Source organism: Burkholderia sp. R-40 (assembly GCF_049942845.1).
In the GTDB taxonomy this organism is placed as follows: domain Bacteria; phylum Pseudomonadota; class Gammaproteobacteria; order Burkholderiales; family Burkholderiaceae; genus Burkholderia; species Burkholderia ambifaria.
The window spans coordinates 2,260,554-2,285,993 of record NZ_CP187968.1 but is presented as its reverse complement, the minus strand read 5'-3'; the positions used below and the strand labels follow the sequence as shown (position 1 = coordinate 2,285,993).

Annotated in this window: 17 protein-coding genes; 10 read left to right on the top strand and 7 right to left on the bottom strand. The window is 62.9% G+C overall.

Features of this window, described 5'->3' with window-relative positions; all coding sequences use genetic code 11:
* The first annotated feature begins 125 nt into the window (after nt 1-125).
* The 3 genes from ACP26O_RS26615 (at nt 126) to ACP26O_RS26605 (ending at nt 4,758) form a co-directional block, all read left to right on the top strand.
* Nucleotides 126-1,949, top strand: a complete 1,824-nt coding sequence (locus ACP26O_RS26615) for an acyl-CoA dehydrogenase (protein ID WP_175663018.1) — start codon at nt 126-128, stop codon at nt 1,947-1,949.
* A gap of 54 nt (nt 1,950-2,003) precedes the next feature.
* A complete protein-coding gene (locus tag ACP26O_RS26610) occupies nt 2,004-3,188 on the top strand; it encodes an acetyl-CoA C-acyltransferase (RefSeq protein WP_175663019.1) in 1,185 nt (394 codons plus the stop codon).
* A gap of 301 nt (nt 3,189-3,489) precedes the next feature.
* Nucleotides 3,490-4,758, top strand: coding sequence for an aminotransferase class III-fold pyridoxal phosphate-dependent enzyme (locus tag ACP26O_RS26605; protein WP_175663020.1), 1,269 nt, complete (start codon nt 3,490-3,492; stop codon nt 4,756-4,758).
* 344 nt (nt 4,759-5,102) lie between these two features.
* Here the strand turns inward: ACP26O_RS26605 and ACP26O_RS26600 are convergent, their stop codons facing one another.
* The 3 genes from ACP26O_RS26600 to ACP26O_RS26590 form a co-directional block, all read right to left on the bottom strand.
* A complete protein-coding gene (locus ACP26O_RS26600; RefSeq protein ID WP_175663021.1) occupies nt 5,103-6,251 on the bottom strand; it encodes an MFS transporter in 1,149 nt (382 codons plus the stop codon).
* 191 nt (nt 6,252-6,442) lie between these two features.
* Nucleotides 6,443-7,336, bottom strand: coding sequence for a phytanoyl-CoA dioxygenase family protein (locus ACP26O_RS26595; protein WP_244098912.1), 894 nt, complete (start codon nt 7,334-7,336; stop codon nt 6,443-6,445).
* 6 nt (nt 7,337-7,342) lie between these two features.
* Nucleotides 7,343-8,200 carry an NAD(P)-dependent oxidoreductase gene (locus ACP26O_RS26590; protein ID WP_244098913.1) on the bottom strand — a complete coding sequence of 286 codons (858 nt, stop codon included), beginning with the start codon at nt 8,198-8,200 and terminating at the stop codon, nt 7,343-7,345.
* Nucleotides 8,201-8,634: 434 nt separating this feature from the next.
* Between ACP26O_RS26590 and ACP26O_RS26585 the strand changes: the two genes are divergently transcribed.
* Entirely contained in the window at nt 8,635-9,264 is a 630-nt protein-coding gene (locus ACP26O_RS26585) for a TetR/AcrR family transcriptional regulator (protein ID WP_175663023.1), read from the top strand.
* 571 nt (nt 9,265-9,835) lie between these two features.
* Nucleotides 9,836-10,435 carry a TetR/AcrR family transcriptional regulator gene (locus ACP26O_RS26580; RefSeq protein ID WP_175663024.1) on the top strand — a complete coding sequence of 200 codons (600 nt, stop codon included), beginning with the start codon at nt 9,836-9,838 and terminating at the stop codon, nt 10,433-10,435.
* A gap of 175 nt (nt 10,436-10,610) precedes the next feature.
* On the opposite strand, the gene ACP26O_RS26575 is transcribed toward ACP26O_RS26580, so the two are convergent.
* Nucleotides 10,611-12,071 (bottom strand): aldehyde dehydrogenase family protein, encoded by a 1,461-nt coding sequence (locus ACP26O_RS26575; protein WP_175663025.1) that lies wholly within the window; start codon nt 12,069-12,071, stop codon nt 10,611-10,613.
* Nucleotides 12,072-12,486: 415 nt separating this feature from the next.
* Here ACP26O_RS26575 and ACP26O_RS26570 point away from each other — a divergent pair, with 415 nt between their 5' ends.
* The 5 genes from ACP26O_RS26570 (at nt 12,487) to ACP26O_RS26550 (ending at nt 20,304) form a co-directional block, all read left to right on the top strand.
* Nucleotides 12,487-13,467, top strand: coding sequence for an aminotransferase class IV (locus ACP26O_RS26570; protein WP_175659510.1), 981 nt, complete (start codon nt 12,487-12,489; stop codon nt 13,465-13,467).
* Between the two features lie 399 nt (nt 13,468-13,866).
* Nucleotides 13,867-15,186: a DUF1329 domain-containing protein gene (locus tag ACP26O_RS26565; protein ID WP_244098914.1), complete on the top strand. Its 1,320-nt coding sequence runs from the start codon at nt 13,867-13,869 to the stop codon at nt 15,184-15,186.
* A gap of 16 nt (nt 15,187-15,202) precedes the next feature.
* Nucleotides 15,203-16,909: a DUF1302 domain-containing protein gene (locus ACP26O_RS26560; protein WP_175663026.1), complete on the top strand. Its 1,707-nt coding sequence runs from the start codon at nt 15,203-15,205 to the stop codon at nt 16,907-16,909.
* 7 nt (nt 16,910-16,916) lie between these two features.
* Nucleotides 16,917-19,316 carry an efflux RND transporter permease subunit gene (locus ACP26O_RS26555; RefSeq protein ID WP_208446700.1) on the top strand — a complete coding sequence of 800 codons (2,400 nt, stop codon included), beginning with the start codon at nt 16,917-16,919 and terminating at the stop codon, nt 19,314-19,316.
* Between the two features lie 19 nt (nt 19,317-19,335).
* Entirely contained in the window at nt 19,336-20,304 is a 969-nt protein-coding gene (locus ACP26O_RS26550; RefSeq protein WP_244098915.1) for a WD40/YVTN/BNR-like repeat-containing protein, read from the top strand.
* A gap of 547 nt (nt 20,305-20,851) precedes the next feature.
* On the opposite strand, the gene ACP26O_RS26545 is transcribed toward ACP26O_RS26550, so the two are convergent.
* The 3 genes from ACP26O_RS26545 to ACP26O_RS26535 all read right to left on the bottom strand — a co-directional run bounded on the left by ACP26O_RS26545 (nt 20,852) and on the right by ACP26O_RS26535 (nt 25,190).
* The gene (locus ACP26O_RS26545; protein ID WP_175663028.1) at nt 20,852-22,492 is read right to left on the bottom strand and encodes a GMC family oxidoreductase; all 1,641 of its coding nucleotides are present in this window, start codon (nt 22,490-22,492) and stop codon (nt 20,852-20,854) included.
* Nucleotides 22,493-22,715: 223 nt separating this feature from the next.
* Nucleotides 22,716-23,666: an alpha/beta hydrolase gene (locus ACP26O_RS26540; protein WP_175663029.1), complete on the bottom strand. Its 951-nt coding sequence runs from the start codon at nt 23,664-23,666 to the stop codon at nt 22,716-22,718.
* Nucleotides 23,667-23,699: 33 nt separating this feature from the next.
* A complete protein-coding gene (locus ACP26O_RS26535; protein ID WP_175663030.1) occupies nt 23,700-25,190 on the bottom strand; it encodes a flavin-containing monooxygenase in 1,491 nt (496 codons plus the stop codon).
* Between the last annotated feature and the right edge of the window lie 250 nt (nt 25,191-25,440).

The following is a 25,440-nucleotide window of genomic DNA, read 5'->3' as shown; positions in this document are numbered from 1 at the left end:
CGTGGCAATGAACACCATCACGCACAGCCATGCCCGGGGGGCCGATTTCCGGTGACAGTTATTCGGAACCCGAAGTTTCTGTCCTGCAGATTGCGAAGCCAACCGAAACCCACCCGCTCTATTTCATGACTAGCGAACTCACCCTCTCCCGTCGCGACGTGGAGTTCATTCTTTTCGACTGGCTGCAGGTCGAATCTCTTGCCGGCAGGCCACGATATGCGGGGCAAGACCGCTTCGACTATACATCCGTGCTTGATGTCTACGAATCGCTCGCCACGGATCTCTTCAAGCCGCATAACAAGAAGAACGACAGCAACGAACCCGCATTCGACGGCGAGCGCGTCACCATCAACCCGGAAGTCGGCATCGCCTTGCGCGCATTTTCGGACGCCGGCCTGATCAGCGCGTCGTTCCCCGGCGAGTGGAACGGCATGAGCCTGCCGAGCACCGTGGAGCGGGCCGGTATGGCGTATTTGCTCGCAGCCAATCCGGGTACCGCGGGCTACGCGTTTCTGACGATCGCCAATGCCAATCTGCTCATGGCCCACGGCGAACGGGCGCGGGTGGAGCACTACGTGAAGGCCATGTCGGAAGGTCGGTGCTTCGGCACGATGTGCCTGTCGGAACCGCAAGCCGGGTCGAGCCTTGCCGACATCCGCACGCGTGCGGTCCCGAGCAAGGACGGCCGCTACCGCCTGTTCGGCAACAAGATGTGGATTTCAGGCGGCGACCACGAGCTTGCCGAGAATATCGTCCACCTGGTGCTGGCAAAAATTCCCGACGAGCGCGGCCAGCTTCCGCCGGGCATCCAGGGTATCTCGCTCTTCACGGTTCCGCGCAAGTTGGTCGGCCCGGACGGCCTGCCGGGCCCGCGAAACGATGTCGCGCTGGCCGGCATCAATCACAAGATGGGATATCGCGGCACCGTGAACTGCCTGCTCAATTTCGGCGAGGGTCGCTACCTGCCGGAAGGCGAGGCCGGCGCGATCGGCGAGATCGTCGGCGAGCCCGGCAAGGGGCTGGCGTACATGTTCCACATGATGAACGAGGCGCGTATCTCCGTCGGCCTCAGCGCCGCCGCGATCGGTTATACGGGCTATCTGCACGCGCTCGATTATGCAAAGACGCGCGTGCAGGGGCGGCCGCGCGGCGACCGATCGCCTGCCTCCGCGCAGATCCCGATCATCCGTCATGCCGACGTCCGGCGCATGCTGCTGGCCCAGAAAGCGTATGTGTCGGGCGCGCTGGCGTTGTGCCTTTACGCGGCGCGTCTGAGCGACGATATCCGGTCGCTGGAAGACGCCTCAGGCCGCGAGGCAGCCCATTGCCTGCTCGACCTGCTCACCCCCGTCGTCAAGAGCTGGCCATCGCAATGGGGCCTCGTCGCCAACGATCTCGCGATTCAGGTTCACGGCGGGTATGGATACACGCGCGAATACAACGTCGAGCAGTTCTATCGCGACAACCGCCTCAATCCGATCCACGAAGGCACGTTCGGCATTCAGGCGCTCGACCTGCTGGGCCGCAAAACACGCGCAAACGGCGGTGTCGCCATGGCAGCGCTCGGCAGGAAGATCGCCGCCACCGTCTCGGCCGCACGGTCGGCCCGCTCGCTCCAGCGCCACGCCGATTCGCTCCAAAGCGCGTGGGAGCGTATCCGGGCCGTCACCGATGCGTTGCACCGGCTCGACGACCCCGACGTCCAGCTTGCGAACGCGGGTGCCTATCTCGAAGCATTCGGGCATGTCGTGGTCGGCTGGCTCTGGCTCGATCAGGCAATCGTGGCCGGCGCGCTCGAAAGCGGCCCGACGGGAACCGACTTCCACCGCGGCAAACTCGCCGCGTGCGACTACTTCTACGGATGGGAAATGCCCAAGGTCGCCGCGTGGCTCGCCGTTCTCGATCCGGTCGAGACGACCCCGCTCACCATCCCGGAACATTGGTTCTGACCCGTACGCAATGTCTCCATTTCATTTCGTCGCCTGATTGATAAGGAATGCAGCATGATTGATGCAGTCATCGTTTCCACCGCACGTACGCCGATCGGCAAGGCCTATCGCGGTGCGTTCAACCTCACGCACTCGCCCACGCTGCTAGGGCACGCGATCAGGCATGCGGTGCTGCGTGCCGGCATCGAGCCCGATCGCATCGAGGACGCCGTGATCGGTTCGGTCCTCAACGCCGGCACCGCCGGCGGCAATATCGCACGACATGGTGTGCTGGCAGCCGGATTGCCAGCCAGCGTCGCGGCGCAAACGCTCGACCGGCAATGTGCATCGGGCCTGATGGCGATCGCGACGGCTGCCAAGCAGATCATGTATGACGGGATGGAGGTCGTCGTTGCGGGCGGCCAGGAAAATATCTCGGCGGTCCAAACGCGCTACTTCGAGTGGACGCGCGCCGACCAGGATCCCAACGTGCTGGCCGTGCAACCGGCGGCCTACATGCCGATGCTCGAGACCGCCGAGTTCGTTTCCCGCAAGTACGGGATCTCCCGGGACGTCCAGGATCAGTACGCCCTCGACTCCCAGCTGCGCACTGCCGCCGCACAAGCCGCGGGTCGCTTCTCGAGCGAAATCGTCCCGATCACGACACGAAAGCTGGTCGTCGACAAAGCGACCGGCAAGACGTCGCAGCATGAGGTCACGCTCACGCAGGACGAAGGCAATCGTCCCGGCACGACGCTCGAATCGCTTGCGTCTCTCGCACCGGTAGTCGACGGCGGCGTCGTGACGGCAGGCAACGCGAGCCAGCTTTCGGACGGTGCAAGCGCGTGCGTCCTGATGAACGGGAAAACCGCCCAGCAGATCGGCGCGGCGCCGCTCGGCATCTATCGCGGGATGACCGTCGTCGGCAATGCGCCGGAGGAGATGGGCATCGGTCCGATCTACGCGATCCCCAAGCTGCTCAAGCTTCATGGCCTGAAGACCGACGACATCGGTTTGTGGGAGCTCAACGAGGCGTTTGCGTGCCAGGCGCTGTACTGCCGCGAGAAGCTCGGCATCGATCCCGAGCGATACAACGTCAACGGCGGCAGCATTTCCATCGGCCATCCGTACGGGATGACCGGCGCGCGCATGGTCGGTCACGCACTGATCGAAGGCAAACGGCGCGGCGCACGCTACGTCGTCGTATCGATGTGCGTGGGAGGCGGAATGGGTGCCGCCGGCCTGTTCGAAGTGGTCTGACGCAATGCTCGTTTCCCGCGAATACGGGCATCGCCTCACGCTCCCGGCATGTTCGCGAACAATCGATTTTCCAACTCAGCTCATCAACCGCGGAGGCTGATCATGGCGAAGCGCTTACTCATCTTACTCTCGCTTGTCGCCGGGATACTGTTCGTATTCAGCCCGGGACTCATGGTTCTTTACCACATCGAGCATTACGACTCGCCCCGGTAGTTCGCGTTATGAAAGTCAATCGACCAATTCAATTGATCGAATGTCAATCTGGCATTGCCTGAAACGAATTTTTCACAAGGAGTCGAGCATGGACAGGCTGGCGAAGAAGAACGAGTGGTTTGCAAGAGCCGAAAAAGTCATCCCGGGCGGGATGTATGGTCACCAGAGCGTCAAGTATTTGACGGAAGACTTCCCGTTGTACTTTGCAAAAGCGAAGGGAACCTATCTCTGGGACGTCGACGGCAGCCAGTACATCGATTACGTGTGTGGTTACGGCACGAATCTGTTCGGCTACGGCAACGAGCAGATCGAGCGGGCCGCGGCCCTTCAGTTGCAGAACATCGACACGGCCACGGGCCCGAGCGCGGTGATGGTCGAGCTTGCCGAGGCGCTCACTCGACAGGTCAGCCACGCCGACTGGGCGATGTTCTGCAAGAACGGCTCGGATGCCACTTCGATGGCCATGGTGATCTCGCGAGCCTATCGCGGCAAGCGGAAGGTTCTCGTCGCGCGCGGCACGTACCATGGCGCGTCACCGTGGAATGTGCCGTATACGACGGGCATTACCAAGGAAGATCGCGCACACGTCGTCTACTTCGAGTACAACGATATCGAGAGTCTCGACGCCGCCGTCAAGAGCGTGGACGGTGACGTGGCGGCCATCTACGCAACGCCGTTCCGCCACGAAGTGCTTTTCGACCAGTTCTTTCCGTCGGTCGAGTATGCCCACGCATGCCGCCGCCTCGCTGATGAACAGGAAGCGCTTCTGGTCGTGGACGAGGTCCGTACTGGGCTGCGCCTCTCGCGCGATTGTTCATGGTCGGACTGGGGCGTGCACCCGGACCTCAGCTGCTGGGGCAAAGCCATTGGCGGCGGCTATGCGATCGCCGCGGTCCTGGGTTCCGACAAGGCACGGGAGGCCGCGACGAACATTTTCGTCACGGGCTCCTACTGGCTGTCCGCCGTCCCGATGGCCGCTGCCATCGAAACGCTGCGCCTGGTCAGAGAGACCGACTACCTCGAACACACGAAACGCCTGGCGGACAAGTTGCGCGCCGGCATCGCCGAACAAGCGGAGCGGCATGGCTTCGAGCTCAAGCAGACCGGCCCGAGCGTGATGCCCCAGATGCTTTTCGCAGGTGACGACGAGCTCGTGTCCCGCGGCCGGGCATGGGCTTCGGAAGTCGTCAAGAGCGGCGCTTATCTTCACCCGTGGCACAACATGTTCTTCACGGCGAGCCACACTGACGAAGACATCGCGCGTACGCTCGAGGCGACCGAAGCGGCGTTCGGCGCACTCAAACAGAAGTCGGTCGCATTGAATCGTCTCGATATTCTGGACACCGTGCAGCGTTGACCTTGATGTTTCGCGGGCCTTCGACCGACGGTTGAAGGCCGCACTACCGGGCGGATTCGCCCGGCGCGCACGGCCTCTCTCGATCGACCGGCCGCCCCTACCGTCGGTAGTCGCCCCTTCGCCTCGTACGCAGGACGAGCGGCACTTCGGCGGGGTCTCCCCGACTACAGCGGATTTCGTCGCAGGCTGCCAAGGCTATGGCGTCGATCGAGGTTCATTTGCTGTTCCTGCGCACGCTCCAGCGCACCATACGCGTAGTACCATGCCGGGCGGCCGGTACCGCACCAACGCGCGCAGCGGCCGGCGCGAGCTCGGCCGGCAACGCGGTTGCCTGGCCTGTCGCGTCAAGCGATCGCGGGCCGGGCATGTCGCGACTTGAGCTGCCGGATCGCAACACTGGTCAGGAAAATCGGCACGAGCAGCAGCCCGACCGAAAGCCAGCCGACCGCGCGCAAGCCTGCCACGCCGAACACCGTGCCGGCAATCGCGGGGCCGACCGCCAAGCCAAGATTGATTGCCGACGCGCAGGTCGCGGTGCTTCTTCCGCTGGCATCCATTTTCGAGAGCGCGGCCACCATATAAGGGGCGACCAGCGTCGCACCGGCACTGATGAGCGCGGTCGACACGAGAAACGCCCATCGGCCGCCCACGCAATACATGCCCAGGCTGCATGCGATCAACAGCGCGAGTCCGAAGGCGATCGGCTTGAACAAGCCGAAGCGGTCGCCCAACCAGTTGACCGCGACCCCCACCGGCAATTGCGCAGCGGCATTGACCATGAACAGGATGCCGAGCTGCTCCGCTGCAACGCCCCGGGTTGCGGCCACTTCCGCGGCGAATCCCATCAGCGCCGTCTGCGACACGTAAATGAAAAATGCGCTGATCAGCATCGCGCGGACGTCGTTGGATTTGATCGCATCCTTCGCGACGTTTTCCTCGGCTGCGTTCACCGCAGGATGCATGAACGCGCCAAAAAACAGCGCCGCGACGACGATGGCGAACTGGACGGCATCGACACCGATATTGCCGATCTTCGCGATCGCGATCGGAACCACGTACATCGCTGCGGAAAATATGACGGCCATCGCCACGGCCACTTGCGCGGCGACCTTCTCCGGGTGCCTGACGTGTGAAATGACGCCGTATGCACAAACGCAACTGACGCCCAGCGCGACGCCGAGCACCAGCTTTGCCGCGACGAATAGGTGGAAATCATTCGAAAACATCGCGCAGGTCGACAGCACGGCAAGCGCCGCCGCAACGAGCGCGCCCATTCGCTTGTTCAACGTCGCCATCTGTCGTCCGAAGATCACGATGGACAGTGAAAGGCAGAGTAGTACCGCGGACGCGAGCCACCCGGCGCCGCTTTCGGACAGCCCGAACCGGGCCATCGACTCTTCGATGTTGAACGGAAGCAGGTAGCTTGGCGTCCAGACCACGGCTCCGGTATAGAGCAGCGCGATTTTCCGGATTCCGTTGATTTCGTAATTCACGATCTACTCCCTATCGTTTGCACGAGTGCGGAATCGCGTCGACGCGTCGAATCGCTCTCCAGCTCGCCTTCATGAATGCATTGTTCAGAGGACTGATTCGCATCACCAAACAATCTCATGACGCTCGCGTGATGGAATCTCCCGGTTGACATCCGGTTACCGGGCCGGAACCCCACCCCGCCACGTCCTCGTTAGTCGAAATGCCCGACCTCGAGGAAATCCTTCATTTTCAGCAGGTCGTTCGGGTCCGACATCTGTCCGTTACGCTCGACGAAGCCGGCAAACGTCGTGCCGTACGTCCAGCCGAGCAGCCGCTGCAGTTCTTCCGGGTAGCGCTTCACGCGTTCAATCGGCAGCGTGAGATACTGGTTTTCTTCCTGCCGGAGGATCGCCAGGTCATACGACATCGTCAGGCCGGTTCTCGGCGCATTGCTGACGTTCTTTCCGCCACCGTGATAAGTCGAGCCGATGAAGAAAAGCGCATCGCCGGCGGACATCACAGCGGGAATCGCTTCCTCCTGCCTGGGCATGCGCTCGTCATCCCACTTGTGGCTGCCCGGAATGACCAGGGTCGCGCCGTTTTCCTCCGTAAAGTCGGATACCGCGACCATCACCTGGAAGCGTGCTTCACGCCCATAGTTCGGGTGTCGCCACAGCCACACGGAATCGTCGCGGTGCAACGGCTGCTGGCCTTGGCCCGACAGGATCTGAATGGCCTGCGTCACGCCCACCTGGATATCGGGTGCGACATCGACCTGGTTTTCGCCGCTCCAGATCTTGATCGGCGTTTGCAGAATGCTGCGCGCGGCGCCCAGGTAGAGCGGATGCAACGCGACCTCGGCCATCCAGTCGGTACGCGCGAACAGACGCGACACGCGCCGCGTCTGCGTACCGGCAAAGTATTCGTCTACGCCGTTCGGAGCCGACTCGAGCGTATCGAAGAGCGTACGCTGGATACGCGCGAGCAAGTCGGAACCGGTGAAATTCTTGACGATCGCACCGCCGTCCTGACGAACCGCGTTCGCCAGATCGTCAGGAGTGCTATCGCTCGAAAGGCGTTGCAACGACATGATGATTTCCTCCAACAAGTATCAATGATTGAAAAGTGCCGCGTATCCGCGTTCACCATCGCCGTGCGCGATGGATGACCGGATGCGCTCGCGTAATGCTGTCAGGATGCGTGGCGGCGACCCTGCATCTTCCTGTGCCTGCCGGAACAGGTCGACCGCCCGCGCGTAGACGTCCAGGCTCGCGCCCCTTGGCTGATAATCGGAAGCCGCCACGGATTCGAACAGGCCTTCGATGAAGTGCACCTGACCGGCGATGTAGGTGGGAATCAGGCCGCGAATCTCGTCGATCGACATGCCTGAATCCACGACGAACCGGAGACCTTCCAGGAAGGCTGCGCCGGCGCCAAAAACGAACGTGCCCGTCAACCCGGCGTCGAGCACATTCGGTACATCGGGCCGTGTGCCGACGTAGACGGATTGCGGCGCGATCTTTCGAACGACGGACTCGGCTTCGTTCCAGACAGCCTCGTCGCCACCCAGGAGAATGGATGCGCGCTCGCCGCCGATATCGGGCGGGAAGCACTGGATGGTTCCGCTGATGAATTTCGCGCCGGCGCGGCTCACGATTCGATCCAGCGTCAGGACCTCGGACGGACGCCCGGTTGCCAGATTGACGATCGTTTTTCCCTGCAGGCGCTCGCCGAGTTCGTCGAAATCCGCCGCGAGGTCGACCGGCGTTGCAGTCACGATGACGATCACGTCCGCCTGCGCACAGGCAGCCGTCGCACTGTCGGCCACCCGTGCGCCCAGCTCGGCCATGAGTTGAGCCTTTCCGGATTTCCTGTTCCAGACGACGACGTCCTCGCCCTGTCCAATCAGCGAGACAGCGATCGCGGATCCCATCGCGCCCAGGCCGAGGACGGCAATCAAATTGCTCATTCGCATACCCTTTCGATGTCGTTTATCACGTTGCCGGGAGGCAGCCCTCACTCAGCCCGGCCCACAAGGTCATTAGACTTGATCAAATGACCATATCAGCAGGCACGAGTCTTATGCTTCGAAATGACATTGGGAATACGGGGTTTCCATTAGCTGCCCGATGAACGCGTCGAGCGGGCCCCCGCAGCGGCGCTGCGCAGCGCCGCGCCAGCATCGTCACGCCGTGCGCTGCGTCCCTGCGGGGAGCGCCGCAGTCATGCCCGTCACGAACCGGCGCACCATGTTTTCCACGCCGCGTCCGATGCAACATCCGTGCTGGACGATGCGTTGCGTGGCTTTCCAAAGCCCGCCCATCGTCATGCTAATATCGGGCGATTCGACTACCCGGCGCGGGTAGCATCCTTGAACGAAGACATACAACGGAGCGCTGGCCTATGCAGCGAGTACGGGCTGAAGTCCGCCGCCAGGACCTCGTGGCGGCGACTGTCGCGGTGATTGCAGAGCACGGTGTGAAGGGCGCCACGACCCGTCGCATTGCCGAAGCGGCGGGGTGCCCGCTTGCTTCGTTGCACTACGTCTTCCACTCGAAGGACGAGCTGTTACTCGCCGTCTACGAGTCCCTGATCGATCTGATCCGCTCGGATAGCCCGGACGCGCCCGAGCATGGCAGCCTGGCCGACCTCGCGGAATTCAATCTGCGCTCGGTGATGGCCTGGTTCGAAGCCAACCCGGCCTACGCGAAGACCCAGTCGGAACTGTATACATGGGCGCTGCGGCATCAGCCCGACGTGGCCGTCGGCGCCCTGCGTATCTCGCTGGAAGGCGCGCGCGCCTACCTCTCCTCCGCCGAGCCGCGCCCCGATGCCAAGGCGCTGGATGCCGTCGCGCGACTGACCATTGCCCTGGCCGACGGGCTGCTTTTTTCCTGGTTCGCTCAGGAAGACTCGAAACGCCTGGCGACCGATGTCGATCACGCGAGCAAGATGCTGGCCGCCTATGCGGCAACGCTTTCGGATGCTCGGCCCGCCGCGAAGGCCACTCGCAAGACGGCGCGCAAGCAGTAAGCTTCTGCCGCGTCGCCAACGCATTCGCTTCCCGACAACCTCGCTGCCGCGACGTTCGCATCATCTGTTAGGCGCCTCCACGCGACGCGCGGCGCATGATGCCGACAGTTTCATCCCATGCGCCGCCGCGCCCGCACGCGAGCCCTGCTCAAGGGCGCCTTGAAGAACCATCGCTCGAGCCCCCGGCGTGGTGAGCGCGACGCGCGTTATCGGCACCGCAGGCATTCCAGACAAATCGCTCCCCCTCTCGCTTCGATCCTCACGGAAACGTGACATCACAGGCGAGCGTCGAGCCTCGCGCACGGGTTTACCTCCATCGACAGCAAATGGCCGCCTGCGTAACGTTTTAATGGTCAAATGATCAAGTCAACGGAATACGCTTCTCGCCCGCGATTCAACGCGAGCGGGATATTCGCGGAACCAGAACCTGAAGCTGGCCGCCCCATGGACAAACTTTCAAGAAGCCGACATAATTCACCCGCGTCATGGTCACTTGACCACGTATCGCGAATGAGCGCTACACGCCCACAGGACATCACTGACGAGGATTTTCGGGTACCGGAGCTTACCAATGGCAAGAATTCGCGCTGCGTTGCGGCGACAAGATTTTGTTGACGCTGCTGTGGAGGTCATCGCCGCGCACGGCGTCGCTGGAGCCACCACGCGGCGCATTGCCCAAGCCGCAGGCTGCCCGCTCGCATCCCTCCATTATGTCTTTCATACCAAGGACGATCTGTTCAACGCGGTGTACGAATCGCTGTTCGAGCTTCTCGCGACGAACACGCCCGCTCATGGTGAATTCCGGTCTTTCGGCGAACTCGCAGGATGGCAGTTGCGCAAGACCGTCGAATGGCTCGTTCAGCATCCATCGTACGCGCGAGCGCAATCTGAACTGATCCAGTGGGCAGAACGCCATCGTCCGGATTTCGCGTTGAAGACCTATATCCAGACTGTCGAACGCATGGTCGCCTATATCGGCAAGCAAGCCCCGCACGTCAGCCCTGAAGTGATCGAACCCGTCGCCCGAATGAGCATCATCCTGGTCGACGGATTGCTGAATAGCTGGCAGGCCGAACCGAATATCGGCAGGCTGCGGGCGAACCTGGATAGCGCAAGTTCGGCCCTGGAAGCGTTGGCCGCTTCCCTCGTGAACTCGACGGCACTCGCCTGAAAATCGGCGCGGTGCGTCGTTGCACCGAAAGCCGACACCGTGACCGGGCCGCTACGATGACCGCCCGCGCAACATCGCGCCGGAAGGCAGCCCGCGACATCGTCGCGGCTTCGTAGATGGGCGGCGGCTTGACGCGGGGCGCCCACCCGATATGGGCGCCCGTCTTCGATTCCCGTCAGTTGACCGCATCCGGCGCCGCGCCGAACATCGACTTCGTCTCGAGAAATTCCTCGATGCCGGCGTAGCCCCATTCGCGCCCGTTGCCGGACTGCTTGTAACCGCCGAACGGCGCCGCGATGTCGACGGCCGCACCGTTCAAATGCACCATCCCCGTCCGCAATTGTCTGGCGACCCGCTCCGCCTGCTCGATCGATTCGCCATAGACGTACCCGGACAAACCGTACGGCGAGTCGTTGGCGATGGCGACGGCGTCCGATTCGTCCCGATAGGGAATGATTACGAGGACGGGACCGAAAATCTCCTCCGTCGCAATCCTCATGCGATTGTTCACGCGGCTGAAGATGGTCGGCTTCACGTAGTAGCCTCTTTCGAGTCCCGCAGGACTGCCGAGCCCGCCCGACAGGAGCCGTGCGCCCTCGTCGATGCCCGCCTGGATCATCTCCTGCACCTTGCGATGCTGGCGCCGGTTCGCCACCGGGCCCATCGTCGTGCGCGGGTCGCGCGGATCGCCGACCACGACCTGCGCACACGCGGCCGCTGCGATCCTTTCCGCCTCGTCGAGGCGATGCGCCGGCACCAGCATGCGCGACGGCGCGGTACAGGTCTGGCCGGAATTGGCCATCATTTGCAGCACGCCATGCGTGACGCCGTGCGCGAAGTTTTCGCTGTCCAGAATGATGTTCGCCGATTTTCCGCCGAGCTCCAGCGTCACCCGCTTGATCGTCGTTGCCGCGGCCTGGGCCACCTCCACGCCCGCGCTCGTCGACCCCGTCAGCGACACCATGTCGAAGAGCGGACTGGAAGCGATGGCTCGCCCGAGGCGCTGCCCCGAGCCCTGCACGAGATTGAAGACCCCGGCCGGCACCCCAGCCTGCTCGAGGATCTCGGCGAGCACGATGGCTGAATACGGTGCATTCTGGCTCGGCTTCAGCACGATCGTGCAACCCGCCACCAGCGCCGGTGCGACCTTGCACATGACCTGGTTCATCGGCCAGTTCCACGGCGTGATCAACCCGCACACCCCTACCGGCTCCTTTACGATCCGCGATGTGCGCTGGATTCGATCGAACGGGTATTGCCGGGCGACTTCCAGCGTCGTATGAAGATGCCAGAGCCCCAGCGCCGCCTGAAGCGGACGGGAAATCGCATCCATCGGCGCACCCATCTCGAGCGTGATTGCATCCGCCATATCCTGCATCCGCTCGGTGTATACACCGATCACGGCCTCGAGCAGCTCGAGCCGCTCGACCAGCGGCGTGTTCGAGAACGTGGCGAAGGCGTCGCTCGCCGCCTTCGCGGCCCGGTCCACGTCCGCTTCGTCGGAGAACAGCAAAACGCCCGAGACTTCGCCCGTCGCCGGATCGATGATTTCCTGTTCGATCCCGCCGTTCACCGGCTCCACCCATCGCCCGCCGATGAACGCCCGGCGGAGATGATCTGCTTCAAAAATCGCCATCAGCTCGCTCCATGTCAGTTGGTCTCGGGGCATGTCGTCAGTCTTCGGAATCGCCCGGGACGACCGATACTATCGCCTTTTTTGATCATTTGTCCAAGTCACTCGACTACGTAATAATCAGCATTGCCAAAAGCGACGCGGAGTAAGACGCTCGCTGCACGTTTGCCGGACGTCGGGCTGAAGGCTGGCCCCGCTCGCGCGTCGGTCGCCCATCACAGAGGGTTAACCTTCATCGACAACGCATTTTTCGAGCAATACTTTTCTATTACACGGTCATTTGATCAAGTCATGTGGCAGACTTTCAGTCGGATAGACCAGGCAGCAAGCCATCCGCAAAGTAGCGCACCGCGATCCGGTCGCTTTCTGACATCAACGCCGAACGGCAACTCTCCCACGGGAGCGAAAGGTAATTACCATGGCAATCATCCAAGTCCAGCAGATCATGCATGAGCACCCGTTGCATGCTCGTGCACCGCATGAACCCCGCTACGCGGACGGCAGCGCCTTCTGCGACGGCAACTATGTCCCCATCACGGAAGCGACCGTCCCGCTCGTCGACGCCGGCTTCCTGCATGCCGACGCGGCCTACGATGTGGTCACCGTGTCGCGAGGCAATTTCTTCCGGCTCGACGATCACCTCACCCGCATGGAAGAGTCGGCCGCGAAGTTCTTCCTCGAGAATCCGTTCAATCGCGACCAGGTCAGGGAAATCCTGCACAACCTCGTGCGCAACGCCGGCCTGAAAGACGCATACGTGTGGTGGTGCGTCACCCGCGGCCCGCTGAGTGTCGATCGCCGCGACCGCAGCGCGATGAAGAACGCGATGTTTGCGTTCGCGGTGCCGTTCTTCTTCCAGGCGGACGACGAGATCCGCACGCGCGGCTCGAACCTGCTGGTCAGCAAGCGATACAACCGTATCTCCGCGAAAGCGGTCGACCCGACGGCCAAGAACTTCCACTGGATGGACATGAAGCTCGCGCTGTTCGAAGCGATGACGCAGGAAAAGGACTGGGCCGTGCTCGTCGACGAACACGACAACCTCACCGAAGCGGCCGGTGCGAACATCTTCTTCATCAAGAACGGCGAGCTCTATACGCCTGCCGAAGGCTGCCTGCTGGGTATCACGCGCCAGAGCGTGTTCGACATCGCCGCCGAGCTCGGCCTGAAGGTGAACATCGGCACATACACCGCGACCCAGTTGCGCGAAGCCGATGAAGCGTTCACGTCGTCGTCCGCGGGCGGGATCATGCCCGTCAGCGCGATCGACGATCAGCCGCTCGGCAATCGCAGCGGCCCCGGCCCGATCTCCGAGAAGATTCACAACCTGTATTGGGAGAAGCGTTGGGCAGGCTGGCACGCGCAGCCGGCCGAATACTTGTCGTCGGTCGCGGCATAAGCCGACGCCACCCGACGGTGGCACGCGTACGGAGCCGCGCCGGTCGAGCAGACCGTACCCGGCTTCGGCAAACGAAAGTCAGCTGCATGCAGCACACACCGTCCGGCACGCCATCAGGTGTGCCGGACAACCCGGGGCACCGATGCAACACGGATGAACGGGCCGGTTGATTCATGCAAAAGACGGTAAAACGCACGTTTCTATACTTCGCATTACGAATCAATTGCAACGGAAATCGCTACGTTCGCATGCATTCGCCTATGCCCAACCCTTTTGACCGGCGCACGTTACCCGGTCAAGGTCAAGGAGATTGATGTGGTCAAGACGCATTCTTTCAAACAATCCGCTTCGCTCGTTCGATCGGCAGCGAAATCGTCACTTCTCGCTTCCGCGGTCGCGATGACTTTGACCAGCGCGTTTGCGGAAGGGTTGGACTCGTCTCATACGCCGTCCGGCGCCGAGATCGCCGGCACCGCCAGCGGCATTCCCGCATGGGCGCCGGTCGGCGGCGTCGGGCCCGGCTGGACGTTCGGCAAGCGCCGCGCGGATTTCTTCAAATACAAGTCCGACAAGCCGCTGTACACGATCGACGCCAGCAATGTCGACAAATACGCGGACAAGCTCAATCCCGGCCAGATCGCATTGTTGAAGAACCTGAAGGGCTTCACGATGCCGGTCTATGCGTCGCGGCGCACCTGCGGCGTCCCGGATTTCGTCGCGGAGAACACGAAGAACAACGTGGGCTTCGCCAAGATGTCGGCGGACGGTTCTGAACTCGCCGATGCCCACCTGCCCGGCTACCCGTTCCCCGCGCCCAAGACCGGCGCGGAAGTGATGTGGAACGCGAAGCTGCATTACCGCGGCGGGGGCGTCGAGATGCGCGACATCATCACCGTCGTCTCGCCGCGCAGGGGTGCGTCCGACTGGATCAAGAACGTGTCGGACGCGTGGATCTACCAGCCGTGGGGCGACAAATCCGGCACGACGTTCGCGAAGGTCAACCAGGTCGAAGGCAACGCGTACTACGCGTACAAGTCGCCGGCCGCCATTGCCGGCCAGGCCGCGATCTTCACGACCTACGCCGGCAAGCCGACCGAAGTCTTCTACTACTTCCCCGGCCAGCGCCGTACCCGCCGCATGCCGTCGTACGCCTACGACGCACCGCAGATCGGCTTCGACAACCAGTACAACATAGACGAAGCGATGGTCTTCTCCGGGCAGACCGACCGCTTCTCGTGGAAGCTGCTCGGCAAGAAGGAAATGATCGTGACCTACAACGACCTGGGCATGTACGACTTCTCCGACAAATTCGAAGACGCGTATGGCCCGGACTTCGTGAATCCGTCGAAGCGCCGCTACGAACTCCACCGCGTGTGGGTCGTGGAAGCCACGGTCAAGCAGGGCATGCGCCATACCGCGCCGAAGCGCCTGTTCTACGTCGACGAAGACAGCTGGAGCTACCTCGGCGCGGTGGACTACGACGCGCAGGGCAACATCTCGAAAGTTCGCGAGGGTTACATCATTCCGGTGTACGAGACGGGAAGCTGCGACACGCTCGCGTTCGCTCAATACAACCTCGTCGACGGCCGGTACCTCGTGGACGGTTCGATGCTCGCGGCCGGGCGGGACGCAAAGTGGTCGGTCGATTCGTCGGCGGACCAACACTACAAGCCGAGCTTCTACAACGCCGATAATCTTCGCGCGTTGAGCGAGCGTTGACAGGTGCCGACACAAAATGGCTACCCCCTCCTCATTTCAGCCGCGCTCCAGTGTGGCGTTCGTGCGCGCGGCGGTCTCGGCGCTCGTCGCCCTCGGGTGCGGCAGCGCGCACGCCTTCACGTTCACGATCGGCAGTGTCGAAGGCAGTTTCGATTCGACGGTGTCGGCCGGCGTCGGGATTCGAACCGCGTCGCCGAGCAGCAATCTCGTCTCGCCGACCTATGACGCGGCCACCGGTGCACCGACCGGTGGCGGCCGGCTCGGTCAACTGAGCGGGCTCTCCGATCAAGGCGATATCAACTACAAGAAGGGCGATCCGTTCACCAGCTATCTCAAGGGCAACCACGAGCTGCTGCTGAAGATGCCGTCGCAGGGGCTGACGTTCATGGCGCGCGGCACCTGGCAATACGACTACTCCGGCACCCGCACGTCCGGCGCGACCAGCGGGCAGGATCTCTTCTACAATCCTGCGCCGAGCCTGAGCGGCGGACTCCCGTCCAATGCCGAGAAGAACATCCGCTTCAAGCCGCGCCTGCTCGACCTGTGGGTCAGCAAGCAGTTCAACGTCGGCGACCAGATCACGCGTATCCGCGTGGGTAACCAGGTCGTCAGCTGGGGCGAAAGCATCTGGGAAGTCGGCGGGATCAATGCGACGAACGCGATCGACGTGAATCGCGCTTCGCAGCCCGGCGCGCAGGTCAAGGAAATCATCCTGCCGGCCCCGATACTGAGCGTCGCGTCCGGCCTGGGTCACGGCGTGAACGTCGAAGGGTACGTCCAGAGCAACTGGAACCAGAACTATCTACCCCCGGTCGGCAGCTATTGGTCCAACCAGATCGTCGGGCCCGGCAACAACGCATATGGCGTGGCCACCGTGCATCCGAAGAACGGCGGGCAGTACGGTTTCTCCGTCCGCTATCAGCCCGCGGGAACGGATCTGAATCTCGGCTTCTATACGATCGCGTACCACGACAAGTTCCCGCAAGTGTCGCTGAGCTCGACGGGCGGGACCGTCTTCAGGTTTCCTGAAGACCGCCACATGATCGGTGTCAGCGCGAACTTCCCGGTTGGCGACTGGGCGATCGGCACCGAGCTCTCGTACCGTCCGCGCGACGCCGTTCCGCTGAATCCGGCCAGTGGATGCGTCGCGCAAGGCGGCAACTGCTGGTTCGACGAGAAGCGTTTCCAGTGGCACCTGACTACCCTCTACTCGCTCCAGCCGGGCAATTCCGGCGCATTCCTCAAGCTGCTCGGCGCGCAGACCGCCACGCTGACGACCGAGACGGTGATCATTGCCTATCCGGGGCTTCACAAGAACTATGGCGGCTCGCCGATTTCTCCCGGTGCGCTGCTGTGGGGCAACGAATTCAACGATCTGTTCGCGACGGGCGCACTCAACTCGCCGGGTAGTGCACAGGGCACGAAATACTCCGGCGGGATCGACGTCGATTTCAACTGGGTCTACGACGGCACCGTCATTCCCGGGTGGCAGGTCAATCCGGGGATATACGTCCGGTACGGCCTGTTCGGCAATACGCCGAACGTGAACGCCCAGTTCATGCGCGGCGTGACGGCGATGAACCTGTATGTGAATTTCATACAGAACCCGGCGAACTGGCAGGTCGCGTTGAACTACACGCGCTTCATGGGCCCGACCAACCCGCTGGCCAACCCGCTACGAGACAGGGACTTCGTGGCTGTCGTCGCATCTCGCAATTTCTGAGGTCAATATGAATCAAACGCCTGTTTCCGACGCAGCCCGACCCGGCAAGCTGCTGAGAATGCTTCATTCGCTGGAAAATGCGCTGTTCGGTCACAGGCGGCTCGTTCTGGCACTTCTGGTTCTGTTCACGGTCGTCATGGCCTGCTTCGCCGTGAAGCTTCGCATGGATGCTGGATTCGAGAAGCAGCTTCCCCTCGGCCACGAATACACGGAAACCTTCAACCAGTATCGCGGCGACCTGCTCGGTGCCAATCGCCTGATCGTCGTCGTCAAAGCGCGCCACGGCAGCATCTGGACGCCCGCCGCGTTGAAGCGACTCTACGACGTCACGCAGGCGGTCACGTTTTTGCCGAACGTCTCGCGCAGCAGCGTTCAATCGCTCTGGACGCCCAATTCATTCGTCAACGAGATCACCGAAGACGGCTTCCGGGCCGACCCGCTCATTCCCGGCACCGTGACGCCGGATCAACTCGACGGCAACACGGTCAACGCCATTTCGCGCTCGACTGCGCAGGGCGGTTTTGTCGGCAATCTCGTGTCTCGCGACCAGACCAGTGCGATGGTCACCGCGGACCTCAACGAGCTGGACGCGAAAGGCGAGCGGGTCGACTACGTCGCATTCGACCGCGCGCTCGAATCGCAATTGCGATCGAAGTTCGAAGACACGAACTACGAGATCCAGATCATCGGTTTCGCGAAACAGATCGGCGATATCGCGAACGGCGCATCGTCCGTCCTGAAGTTCTGCGCGATCGCGCTGCTGCTGACCGCATTGGCTGTCTACTGGTACTGCCGCTCGGTCCGCCTGACGATTCTGCCGCTGACCTGCTCGCTCGTCTCGCTCGTCTGGCAGTTCGGCACGCTGCATCTGCTCGGCTATGGGCTCGACCCGCTGGGCGTGCTGGTGCCGTTCCTCGTGTTCGCGATCGGCGTGTCACACGGCGTCCAGCAGATCAACTTCATCGTTCGTGAGATCTCGCACGGGAAATCGGTCGAGCAAGCCGCCCGATCCAGCTTCAGCGGGCTGCTGATTCCCGGAACGCTCGCGCTGGTGACCGCGTTCGTGTCCTTCGTCACGCTGATCCTGATCCCGATTCCGATGGTTCGCGAGCTCGCGATCACCGCTTCGCTCGGCGTCGCGTACAAGATCGTCACGAATCTGGTGATGCTTCCGTTGGCCGCGTCCCTGCTCAAGGTCGACCCCGGCTATGCGAAGAACGCCGAGCTGCATGCCGCCCGCCGCGGCCGCGTGCTGCGCGTGCTCGCGAAAGTCGCGGTTCCCCGCAACGCGGCGATCATCCTGCTGGCCGCCGTCGTGGTCTTCTGCGTGGCCGCGTGGGAAAGCCGCGACCGCGTAGTCGGCACGCTGCAGGCAGGCGCGCCGGAGCTGCGCGCGGATGCCCGCTTCAACCAGGACTCGGTGTCGATCGCATCCAGCTACGACGTGGGACTGGACTGGATGTCCATCGTCTTCGAGGCGCCGCCGCAGTCGTGCAACAACGTGGAGATCGGCGCGTATCAGGATCGCTTCGTGTGGTCGATGCGCGCCGTTCCCGGCGTATTGTCGGTCGTTTCGTTTTCTTCGCTGCTGCGTCAATACAACGAGGGATACAACGAAGGCAACCCGAAGATGTCGGCGATCCCGATCGATCCGGACAACTATTCGTCACTGGCCGGCGAGGTGGCCCGCACGCCGGGCGTCATGCGCAAGGACTGCAGCATGACCGCGGTGAACATCTATCTGGCCGACCACAAGGCAACGACGATCAATCAGGTGATCACCGCCGCCAAGCATTTTCGCGACGCGAACAAGCTGCCTGGCGTGAAGATCCGGCTCGCGTCCGGAAACGCCGGCGTTCTCGCCGCGGTCAACGACGAAATCGAGCGCAGCGAGCTGCCGATGATGCTTTACGTGTACGCGACCATCGTGTTGCTCGTGCTCGTCACGTACCGCGACCTGCGCGCCGTGCTCGCCTGCTGCCTGCCGCTGACGATCGGCACGTTCATCGGGTACTGGTTCATGAAGGAGCTGCAGATCGGCCTGACCGTCGCCACGCTGCCGGTGATGGTGCTCGCGGTCGGCATCGGTGTCGATTACGCGTTCTATATCTACAACCGGCTGCAACTGCATCTGGCCAACGGCGTGGGAATCGTCAAGGCGCTCGAACAATCGATCCTCGAGATCGGCACGGCGACCATCTTCACGGCCATCACGCTCGCGATCGGCGTCGCCACCTGGTCGTTCTCCGAGCTCAAGTTTCAGGCGGACATGGGCAAGCTGCTGGCATTCATGTTCATCGTCAATATGGTCATGGCCATGACCGTGCTGCCCGCCTTCGCCGTGTGGCTCGAGCGCCTGTTCCCGAGACGCCGGCCCGCGCGCGCACCCGGCCTGCTCGCTCATTGAAGAAGAGGATTCCACGATCATGAATCACAAGATGCGCGCCATTTCGGCTGCTATCGTCGTCGGCGCAACACTGCTGGGCGGCATGCAATGCGCGGTATCCGCACCGGAACTCAAAGCCGTGCCGGCCGTCCAGTCGAGCATTGCGACGCAGTCGGCCGTGCTGGATGCAACGTGGGCAGGGCCGCGGGTCGTGAGCGTCGGTGCGAACGGCGTCATCCTGCTGTCCGACAACCGCGGCGCGACGTACCGCCAGGCCAAGGCCGTACCCGTGAGCTCGACGCTGACGTCGGTCAGCTTCATCGACGCCAGCACGGGCTGGGCCGTCGGCCACTGGGGCGCGATCCTGAAGACCACCGACGGCGGCGAGACCTGGCAGCTACAGCGGCTCGCGGCGACCGAGGATCGTCCCCTCTTCGGCGTTCACTTTGTCGATGCGAACCACGGCGTGGCCGTCGGGCTCTGGTCGCTGATCCTCGTCACCGACGACGGCGGCAAGACCTGGACGAAAAAGGAACCCGTTCTTCCGAACGGCAAGAAGTCGGACCTGAACCTGTTCGGTATTTTTTCGAACAGCAACGGCGATATTTTCGCAACCGCCGAGAAAGGGCATCTCCTCGTGTCGAAGGACAAGGGCAATACGTGGGAGACGATCGAGACCGGTTACAAGGGTTCGTTCTGGTGCGGCGTCGCGCTGCCCGACGGTGTGCTGCTGGTCGGCGGACTGCGCGGCACGTTGATGCGAAGCGACGACAACGGCCACACCTGGTCACGCGCGACGCTCGAGACCAGGAACTCGATCACCGCACTCGCGTCCAGCGGCTCCACCGTCCTGGCCGTGGGTGTCGACGGGTTGCAGGCACAAAGCGCCGATGACGGAAAGACATTCAAGCGCGTGCATACCGAGACCGGGACGACCTATACGGCCGCGCTCCCGTCGCCTGGCGACAAATGGCTGGTTTTCTCTCGCGACGGGGCGATCTCGCGGTAACGACTTGATGTCCGATCGGCGCAGCGGGCCGCGATGGAAACGCGCGGCTCGCTGGGTTGACGTCGTCCCCGCCCCGGGACGGATGGTGGGATCATCGCGCGACAGGGTGCGCGTGTGGCGGACACGAGAAGAATCCGATGCGGAGGCGGCATGTGGACGAAGTGCCGACTGCGTGCCGCGAAGCTTGCCGCTGATTGTCCAACGACGACCCATCCTCCTGTCAGCCGTGCTCTATATCACATCGTTACGGGCGCGTGACCGTGTTCCGGACCGCGCTCAAGCGCCGGATAGCGTTCCAGGCGCCAGCACATGACACGACGAATCGAAGATGGCACTCGGCACGATGCGCTGAAGCCATTCGGGCATGGAAGCCGATGACGAACCCGTGTCGTCAGCCAGGCCGGGGCACGCGCCGATCGCGTTTGATCGGCTGAGCGATGAGTTAATAGGCGTGACGACAGCGGACATTGCAGCGCATTCGATGCTGCCGCAACGTCCGTGCACGACTGAAGCTTTCGTCGACGCATGCCGGCGCGAGAAAGGATCGTCAAACGCCCATTCCGGCTTTCACTGCGGCATGTCCGCCGGGAAATCGCGAGATCCCCCGAATCAGGTCCGACGCCTTCTCTCCGATCATGATCGTCGGCGCGTTCGTGTTTGCCCCAACCAGCGTCGGCATGATCGACGCATCGACGACACGCAGGCCCTCCGTGCCCCGCACGCGCAATTGAGCGTCGACGACGGCGAGCGCGTCGTTCCCCATGCGACACGTTCCCACCGGGTGGTAAACGGTGTCGGTCCGCTCACGCAGTAGCGCGCGTATGTCTTCGTCCGAACGCGACCGGGACGCATACAGATCTTCCGTCACGAACGCCGACATGGCCGGCGCCGCCATCAAGCGCCGCGTCAGCTTGTATCCCTCGACGAGAACGTCGAGATCGTCCCTGTGATCGAGGAATGCCGGATCGATCAGCGGCGCATCCAGCGGATCCGCGCTGCGCAGCTTCACCGATCCGCGGCTCTTCGGCCTCAGCACGCATACGTGACAGGAGATGCCGTGTCCCAGATGCATTTTGCGTCCGTGATCGCTGACAGGGCCGACGACGAAGTGCATCTGCACGTCCGGCCGCTCGAGATCGGGACGCGTCTTCAGGAACGCGCCGCCTTCGGCAAAATTGGTGGTGAGCGTACCGCTGCGCGATTTCCGGTATTGCCTGATGTCGGCCAGTGTCTTGAGCCCACCGCGTACCGATATGCCGAGCGCATCCAGGCTGTTCGTCTTGTAGCTGACGACGAAGTCGGGGTGATCCTGCAGGTTCTGCCCCACACCCGGGAGATCGGCCACGACGTCGATCCCGTGACGCTGAACCTCCTCCTTCGGACCGATACCGGACAGCATCAGCAACTGCGGCGACTGAAATGCACCCGCAGAAAGGATCACCTCCTTTTTCGCCCAGACCGTCTCGACATTCCCCGCACGGGTGACTTCGACGCCCACGGCCCTGTTGCCGTCGAACACGATGCGCCGGACCTGCGCATTGGTTTCCACCGTCAGATTGCCGCGCGCGTTCATGTGCGGAAACAGATAGGCACGCGCGGCACTCCAGCGTTCGCCGTTCTTCTGGGTCACCTGATAGATGCCGACGCCTTCCTGCTCCGCACCGTTGAAGTCGTCCGTGATGGGCAGGCCGCACTGGCGCCCGGCCTCCAGCCAACGCGCCTGAAATGGATTGTCGGTTCGCAGGTCGCTCACCCAGAGCGGGCCGCCGCGCCCATGCCAGTCATTGCCGAGGCGCTCGTTATGCTCGCTTCGCTTGAAGTACGGAAAGACGTCGTTCCAGCCCCAGCCTTCGTTGCCGAGCGCGGCCCAGTCGTCGTAGTCGGCATGATGGCCGCGCGTGTACACCATCGCATTGATCGCGGACGATCCGCCCAATGCCTTGCCGCGCGGCTGATAGCCGCGCCGCCCCTGCAGCCCTTTCTGCGGCACGGTCTCGAACGCCCAGTTGTTCAGCCGGGACGGGATCATCAGCACCAGGGCGGCCGGCACGTTGATCGGCCATCCGTTGCCGTTGCCGCCGGCTTCGAAGAGGCAGAGCGTCGCATCGGGGTCTTCGGTCAGGCGCGAGGCCAGCACACTGCCTGCCGAGCCGCCGCCTACAACAAGATAATCGAATGAGTTCTTCACGGGTCTGTGTCCTGGATAGATGCCTGGGCGCTTCACAAGCAACTACCTGATGCATCGATTCCACCGCTCGCGTCGCAGCTCCCTCGAGCCGGTGTGCGATCGGCTTCATTCCGTCACGCATCAGAACTGTGTGGCCGCATCGGCAACGATGGAGATCCCCCATCGAACCGCATGCGGCCACGGAATGGCGATAAGCGCGATTCAGATCGCGACCGCCGACGTATCAATGGTGCTGCGCACCGTCGAGCAACTTCCGGAAACTTGCGATGCCCTTGTCGATCCACGTCTGCGCGCCGGGGGAGATCGCGCCCATATCGAAGAAGCCGTGCAGCATGCCGTCGCACCGGATCGTGTCGACCTTGACGCCGCTGGCGTGAAGCAAGCGGCCGTATGCTTCGCCCTCGTCGCGCAGCGGGTCATATTCGGCGGTCACGATGACCGCCGGCGGCAACCCCGCGAGGTCCTTCGCGTGGATCGGCGCGAGCCGTGCATCCTGCGGGTTCGTCCCGTCGGCCACGTAATGCCGTTCGAACCACGCGATCGTCTCGAGGTCGAGCAGATAGCCTTCACCGTTTTCCTTGAAGGACGGAAAGCCTGACCGGTCCCCCGCCACCGCCGGATAGATCAGGAGCTGGGCGGCCAACGAAACGCCGTCGGCATGCAGTTGCTGGGTCACGACGGCCGCCAGATTGCCGCCGGCGCTATCGCCGGCCACCGCCACGACGTCGCTTCCGCCGAGCTCGCCTGCGTTCGCGATCACCCATCTGGTCGCGGCAATCGCGTCGTCCGCCGCGGCCGGATACCGGTGCTCGGGCGCCAGGCGGTAGTCCACCGAGACCACGACCGCGTTCGCGCCGCGGGCCAACTCCCGGCAAATGTTGTCGTGCGTATCCAGATCGCCGATGACGAACCCGCCGCCGTGGAGATAGACGACCGTCGCCAGATGGCGCTCCGCGCTCGGACGATAGAGCCGTGCGCGCAGCGAGCCGGCCGCGCCGGGAACGGTCAGGTCTTCCACGCGGTGAAGATCGACCACGGCTTCCGGTGCGCGAACGGCGCGCGCCAGATGCAGCATCAGTCCGCGCGCTTCTTCCGGCGTGGACTGCGGCAAGGGTTTCGCGCCGGACCCGGCAAAGGATTCGAGAAAACCCGCGAGATGCAAATCGAGTGCCATGACATCACCTTGTAATCGAACGTTGGGCGGGGATCAGCGATACACGAGGACTTCGGCGTCCGGGCTCAGCTCCGGAATGGTCTTGCGCTCCTCCTCGTACTCGAAGTGGTGCTGCCACGGCATGCGATCGCCGCGCATGTGCATCTGGTGTTGCGAGCGCATCACGTACCCGGCATTGAAGTTGTTCGGATCCGTCCAGGGCAGCCGCTGCATGTCGGCGTCTTCGTCACGCAGGCGCGGCTCCACCGTCTTCGCGCCGACCTTGTCCATATGCGCGAGTACACGGCACGTGAATTCGCAGACGAGATCGGCACGCAGCGTCCAGCTCGAACGGTAGTAGCCGTAGACGAACGCCATGTTCGGGATACCTTCGATCATCATCCCGCGGTACGACACGCGCATGCTCATGTCGACCGGAGCGCCATCGAGCCGGAATGCGATCTGGCCGAAAGCGCTCATGTCGAAGCCGGTGGCCGTCACGACGATGTCCGCGTCCAGGTGTTCGCCCGATGCCAGCGTGATGCCGCTTTCGTCGAACGCTTCGATGGTGTCGGTCACGACCGATGCTTTCCCGTCCCGGATGACCGCGAAGAGGTCGCCGTCGGGGACGGCAGCCACGCGCTGTTGCCACGGGCGATAGCTCGGATTGAAATGCTTGTCGACGTCGAACCCTTCCGGCAGCTGTTGCCGCGTCTCGTTGATCAGCCACTCGCGCACCGCGTCCGGGTTCGCCGTGGACAGGTTGATCAGGTCGAAGGTCTGCTTCAGGTGCGCGCGCCGCAGAATCTCCGAGCGCCATTCGTCGGGAAGGTTGAGTTCACGAAGCGTTGCGTCCAGCTGGTGGGTCCACGGCACCGCCGTGAAGAATGTCGGCGACCGTTGCAGCATCGTCACGTGCGCCGCGGTGCCGGCCAGTGCCGGAACCAGCGTCGCGGCGGTTGCGCCCGAGCCGATGACGATCACGCGCTTTCCGGCATAGTCGAGGTCTTCGGGCCAGTGCTGCGGATGAACGACCGTTCCCTTGAAACGATCGAACCCGTTCCACTTGGGGGTAAAGCCCTGACGATGGTCGTAGTACCCTGCGCCCAGCCACAGGAAGCCGGTGGTCATCGTGAAACGTTCGCCGGTATCGATGCGCGACACCTCGACCGTCCAGCGCTTGTGTTCACTCGACCAGTTCACCGTTTGAACACGATGCCCGTAGTGGATCTTCGAACCGAGGTCATACTCGTCGATGACTTCGCCGAGATAGCTGTGGATCTCCTCCGCCGTCGCGATCGAGCGGCCCTGCCACGGGCGGAATCCGAATGCGTACGTGTACAGGTCGCTGTCGGACCGTGCGCCGGGGTAACGGTGGGTCCACCACGTCCCGCCGAATCCGTCCATGGCTTCCAGAATGGCGAACGAGCGCCCCGGCAGGTTCATGCGGAGATGGCATGCTGCATCGATCCCCGAGATTCCCGCTCCGATGATTAGTACATCTACGTGCTCAGGCGAACACGCAGCTGTTTGTTTCTCAGTCATGAGATCCCTCCGATGACCAGTTATTGAAGATATCCGTCACGCCGCACGGCAAGATCACACGACTTGGTCATTTGACCACAAAGCTCGAAGACGCTCACCCGTGCATGCCAGCGATCACGCGCCAAACCCGGGAAGATCGCCGAACCACCCGACCGACGGGCAAGCGGGCCACGGCGATACGTATTCCGGTTTGGTTCGTCATCTCGAACATGGTCAATTGACCACGTTCAATGGTTCCCAGTCTATGCAG

What these genes read in the sequence shown, in the direction of transcription:
- ACP26O_RS26605 (WP_175663020.1), top strand. Translation starts at nt 3,490, where the DNA reads ATGGACAGGCTGGCGAAGAAGAACGAGTGGTTTGCAAGAGCCGAAAAA.
- ACP26O_RS26580 (WP_175663024.1), top strand. Translation starts at nt 9,836, where the DNA reads ATGGCAAGAATTCGCGCTGCGTTGCGGCGACAAGATTTTGTTGACGCT.
- ACP26O_RS26540 (WP_175663029.1), bottom strand. Translation starts at nt 23,666, where the DNA reads ATGGCACTCGATTTGCATCTCGCGGGTTTTCTCGAATCCTTTGCCGGG.
- ACP26O_RS26585 (WP_175663023.1), top strand. Translation starts at nt 8,635, where the DNA reads ATGCAGCGAGTACGGGCTGAAGTCCGCCGCCAGGACCTCGTGGCGGCG.
- ACP26O_RS26570 (WP_175659510.1), top strand. Translation starts at nt 12,487, where the DNA reads ATGGCAATCATCCAAGTCCAGCAGATCATGCATGAGCACCCGTTGCAT.
- ACP26O_RS26590 (WP_244098913.1), bottom strand. Translation starts at nt 8,200, where the DNA reads ATGAGCAATTTGATTGCCGTCCTCGGCCTGGGCGCGATGGGATCCGCG.
- ACP26O_RS26560 (WP_175663026.1), top strand. Translation starts at nt 15,203, where the DNA reads ATGGCTACCCCCTCCTCATTTCAGCCGCGCTCCAGTGTGGCGTTCGTG.
- ACP26O_RS26550 (WP_244098915.1), top strand. Translation starts at nt 19,336, where the DNA reads ATGAATCACAAGATGCGCGCCATTTCGGCTGCTATCGTCGTCGGCGCA.
- ACP26O_RS26555 (WP_208446700.1), top strand. Translation starts at nt 16,917, where the DNA reads ATGAATCAAACGCCTGTTTCCGACGCAGCCCGACCCGGCAAGCTGCTG.
- ACP26O_RS26565 (WP_244098914.1), top strand. Translation starts at nt 13,867, where the DNA reads ATGACTTTGACCAGCGCGTTTGCGGAAGGGTTGGACTCGTCTCATACG.
- ACP26O_RS26610 (WP_175663019.1), top strand. Translation starts at nt 2,004, where the DNA reads ATGATTGATGCAGTCATCGTTTCCACCGCACGTACGCCGATCGGCAAG.
- ACP26O_RS26535 (WP_175663030.1), bottom strand. Translation starts at nt 25,190, where the DNA reads ATGACTGAGAAACAAACAGCTGCGTGTTCGCCTGAGCACGTAGATGTA.
- ACP26O_RS26615 (WP_175663018.1), top strand. Translation starts at nt 126, where the DNA reads ATGACTAGCGAACTCACCCTCTCCCGTCGCGACGTGGAGTTCATTCTT.
- ACP26O_RS26575 (WP_175663025.1), bottom strand. Translation starts at nt 12,071, where the DNA reads ATGGCGATTTTTGAAGCAGATCATCTCCGCCGGGCGTTCATCGGCGGG.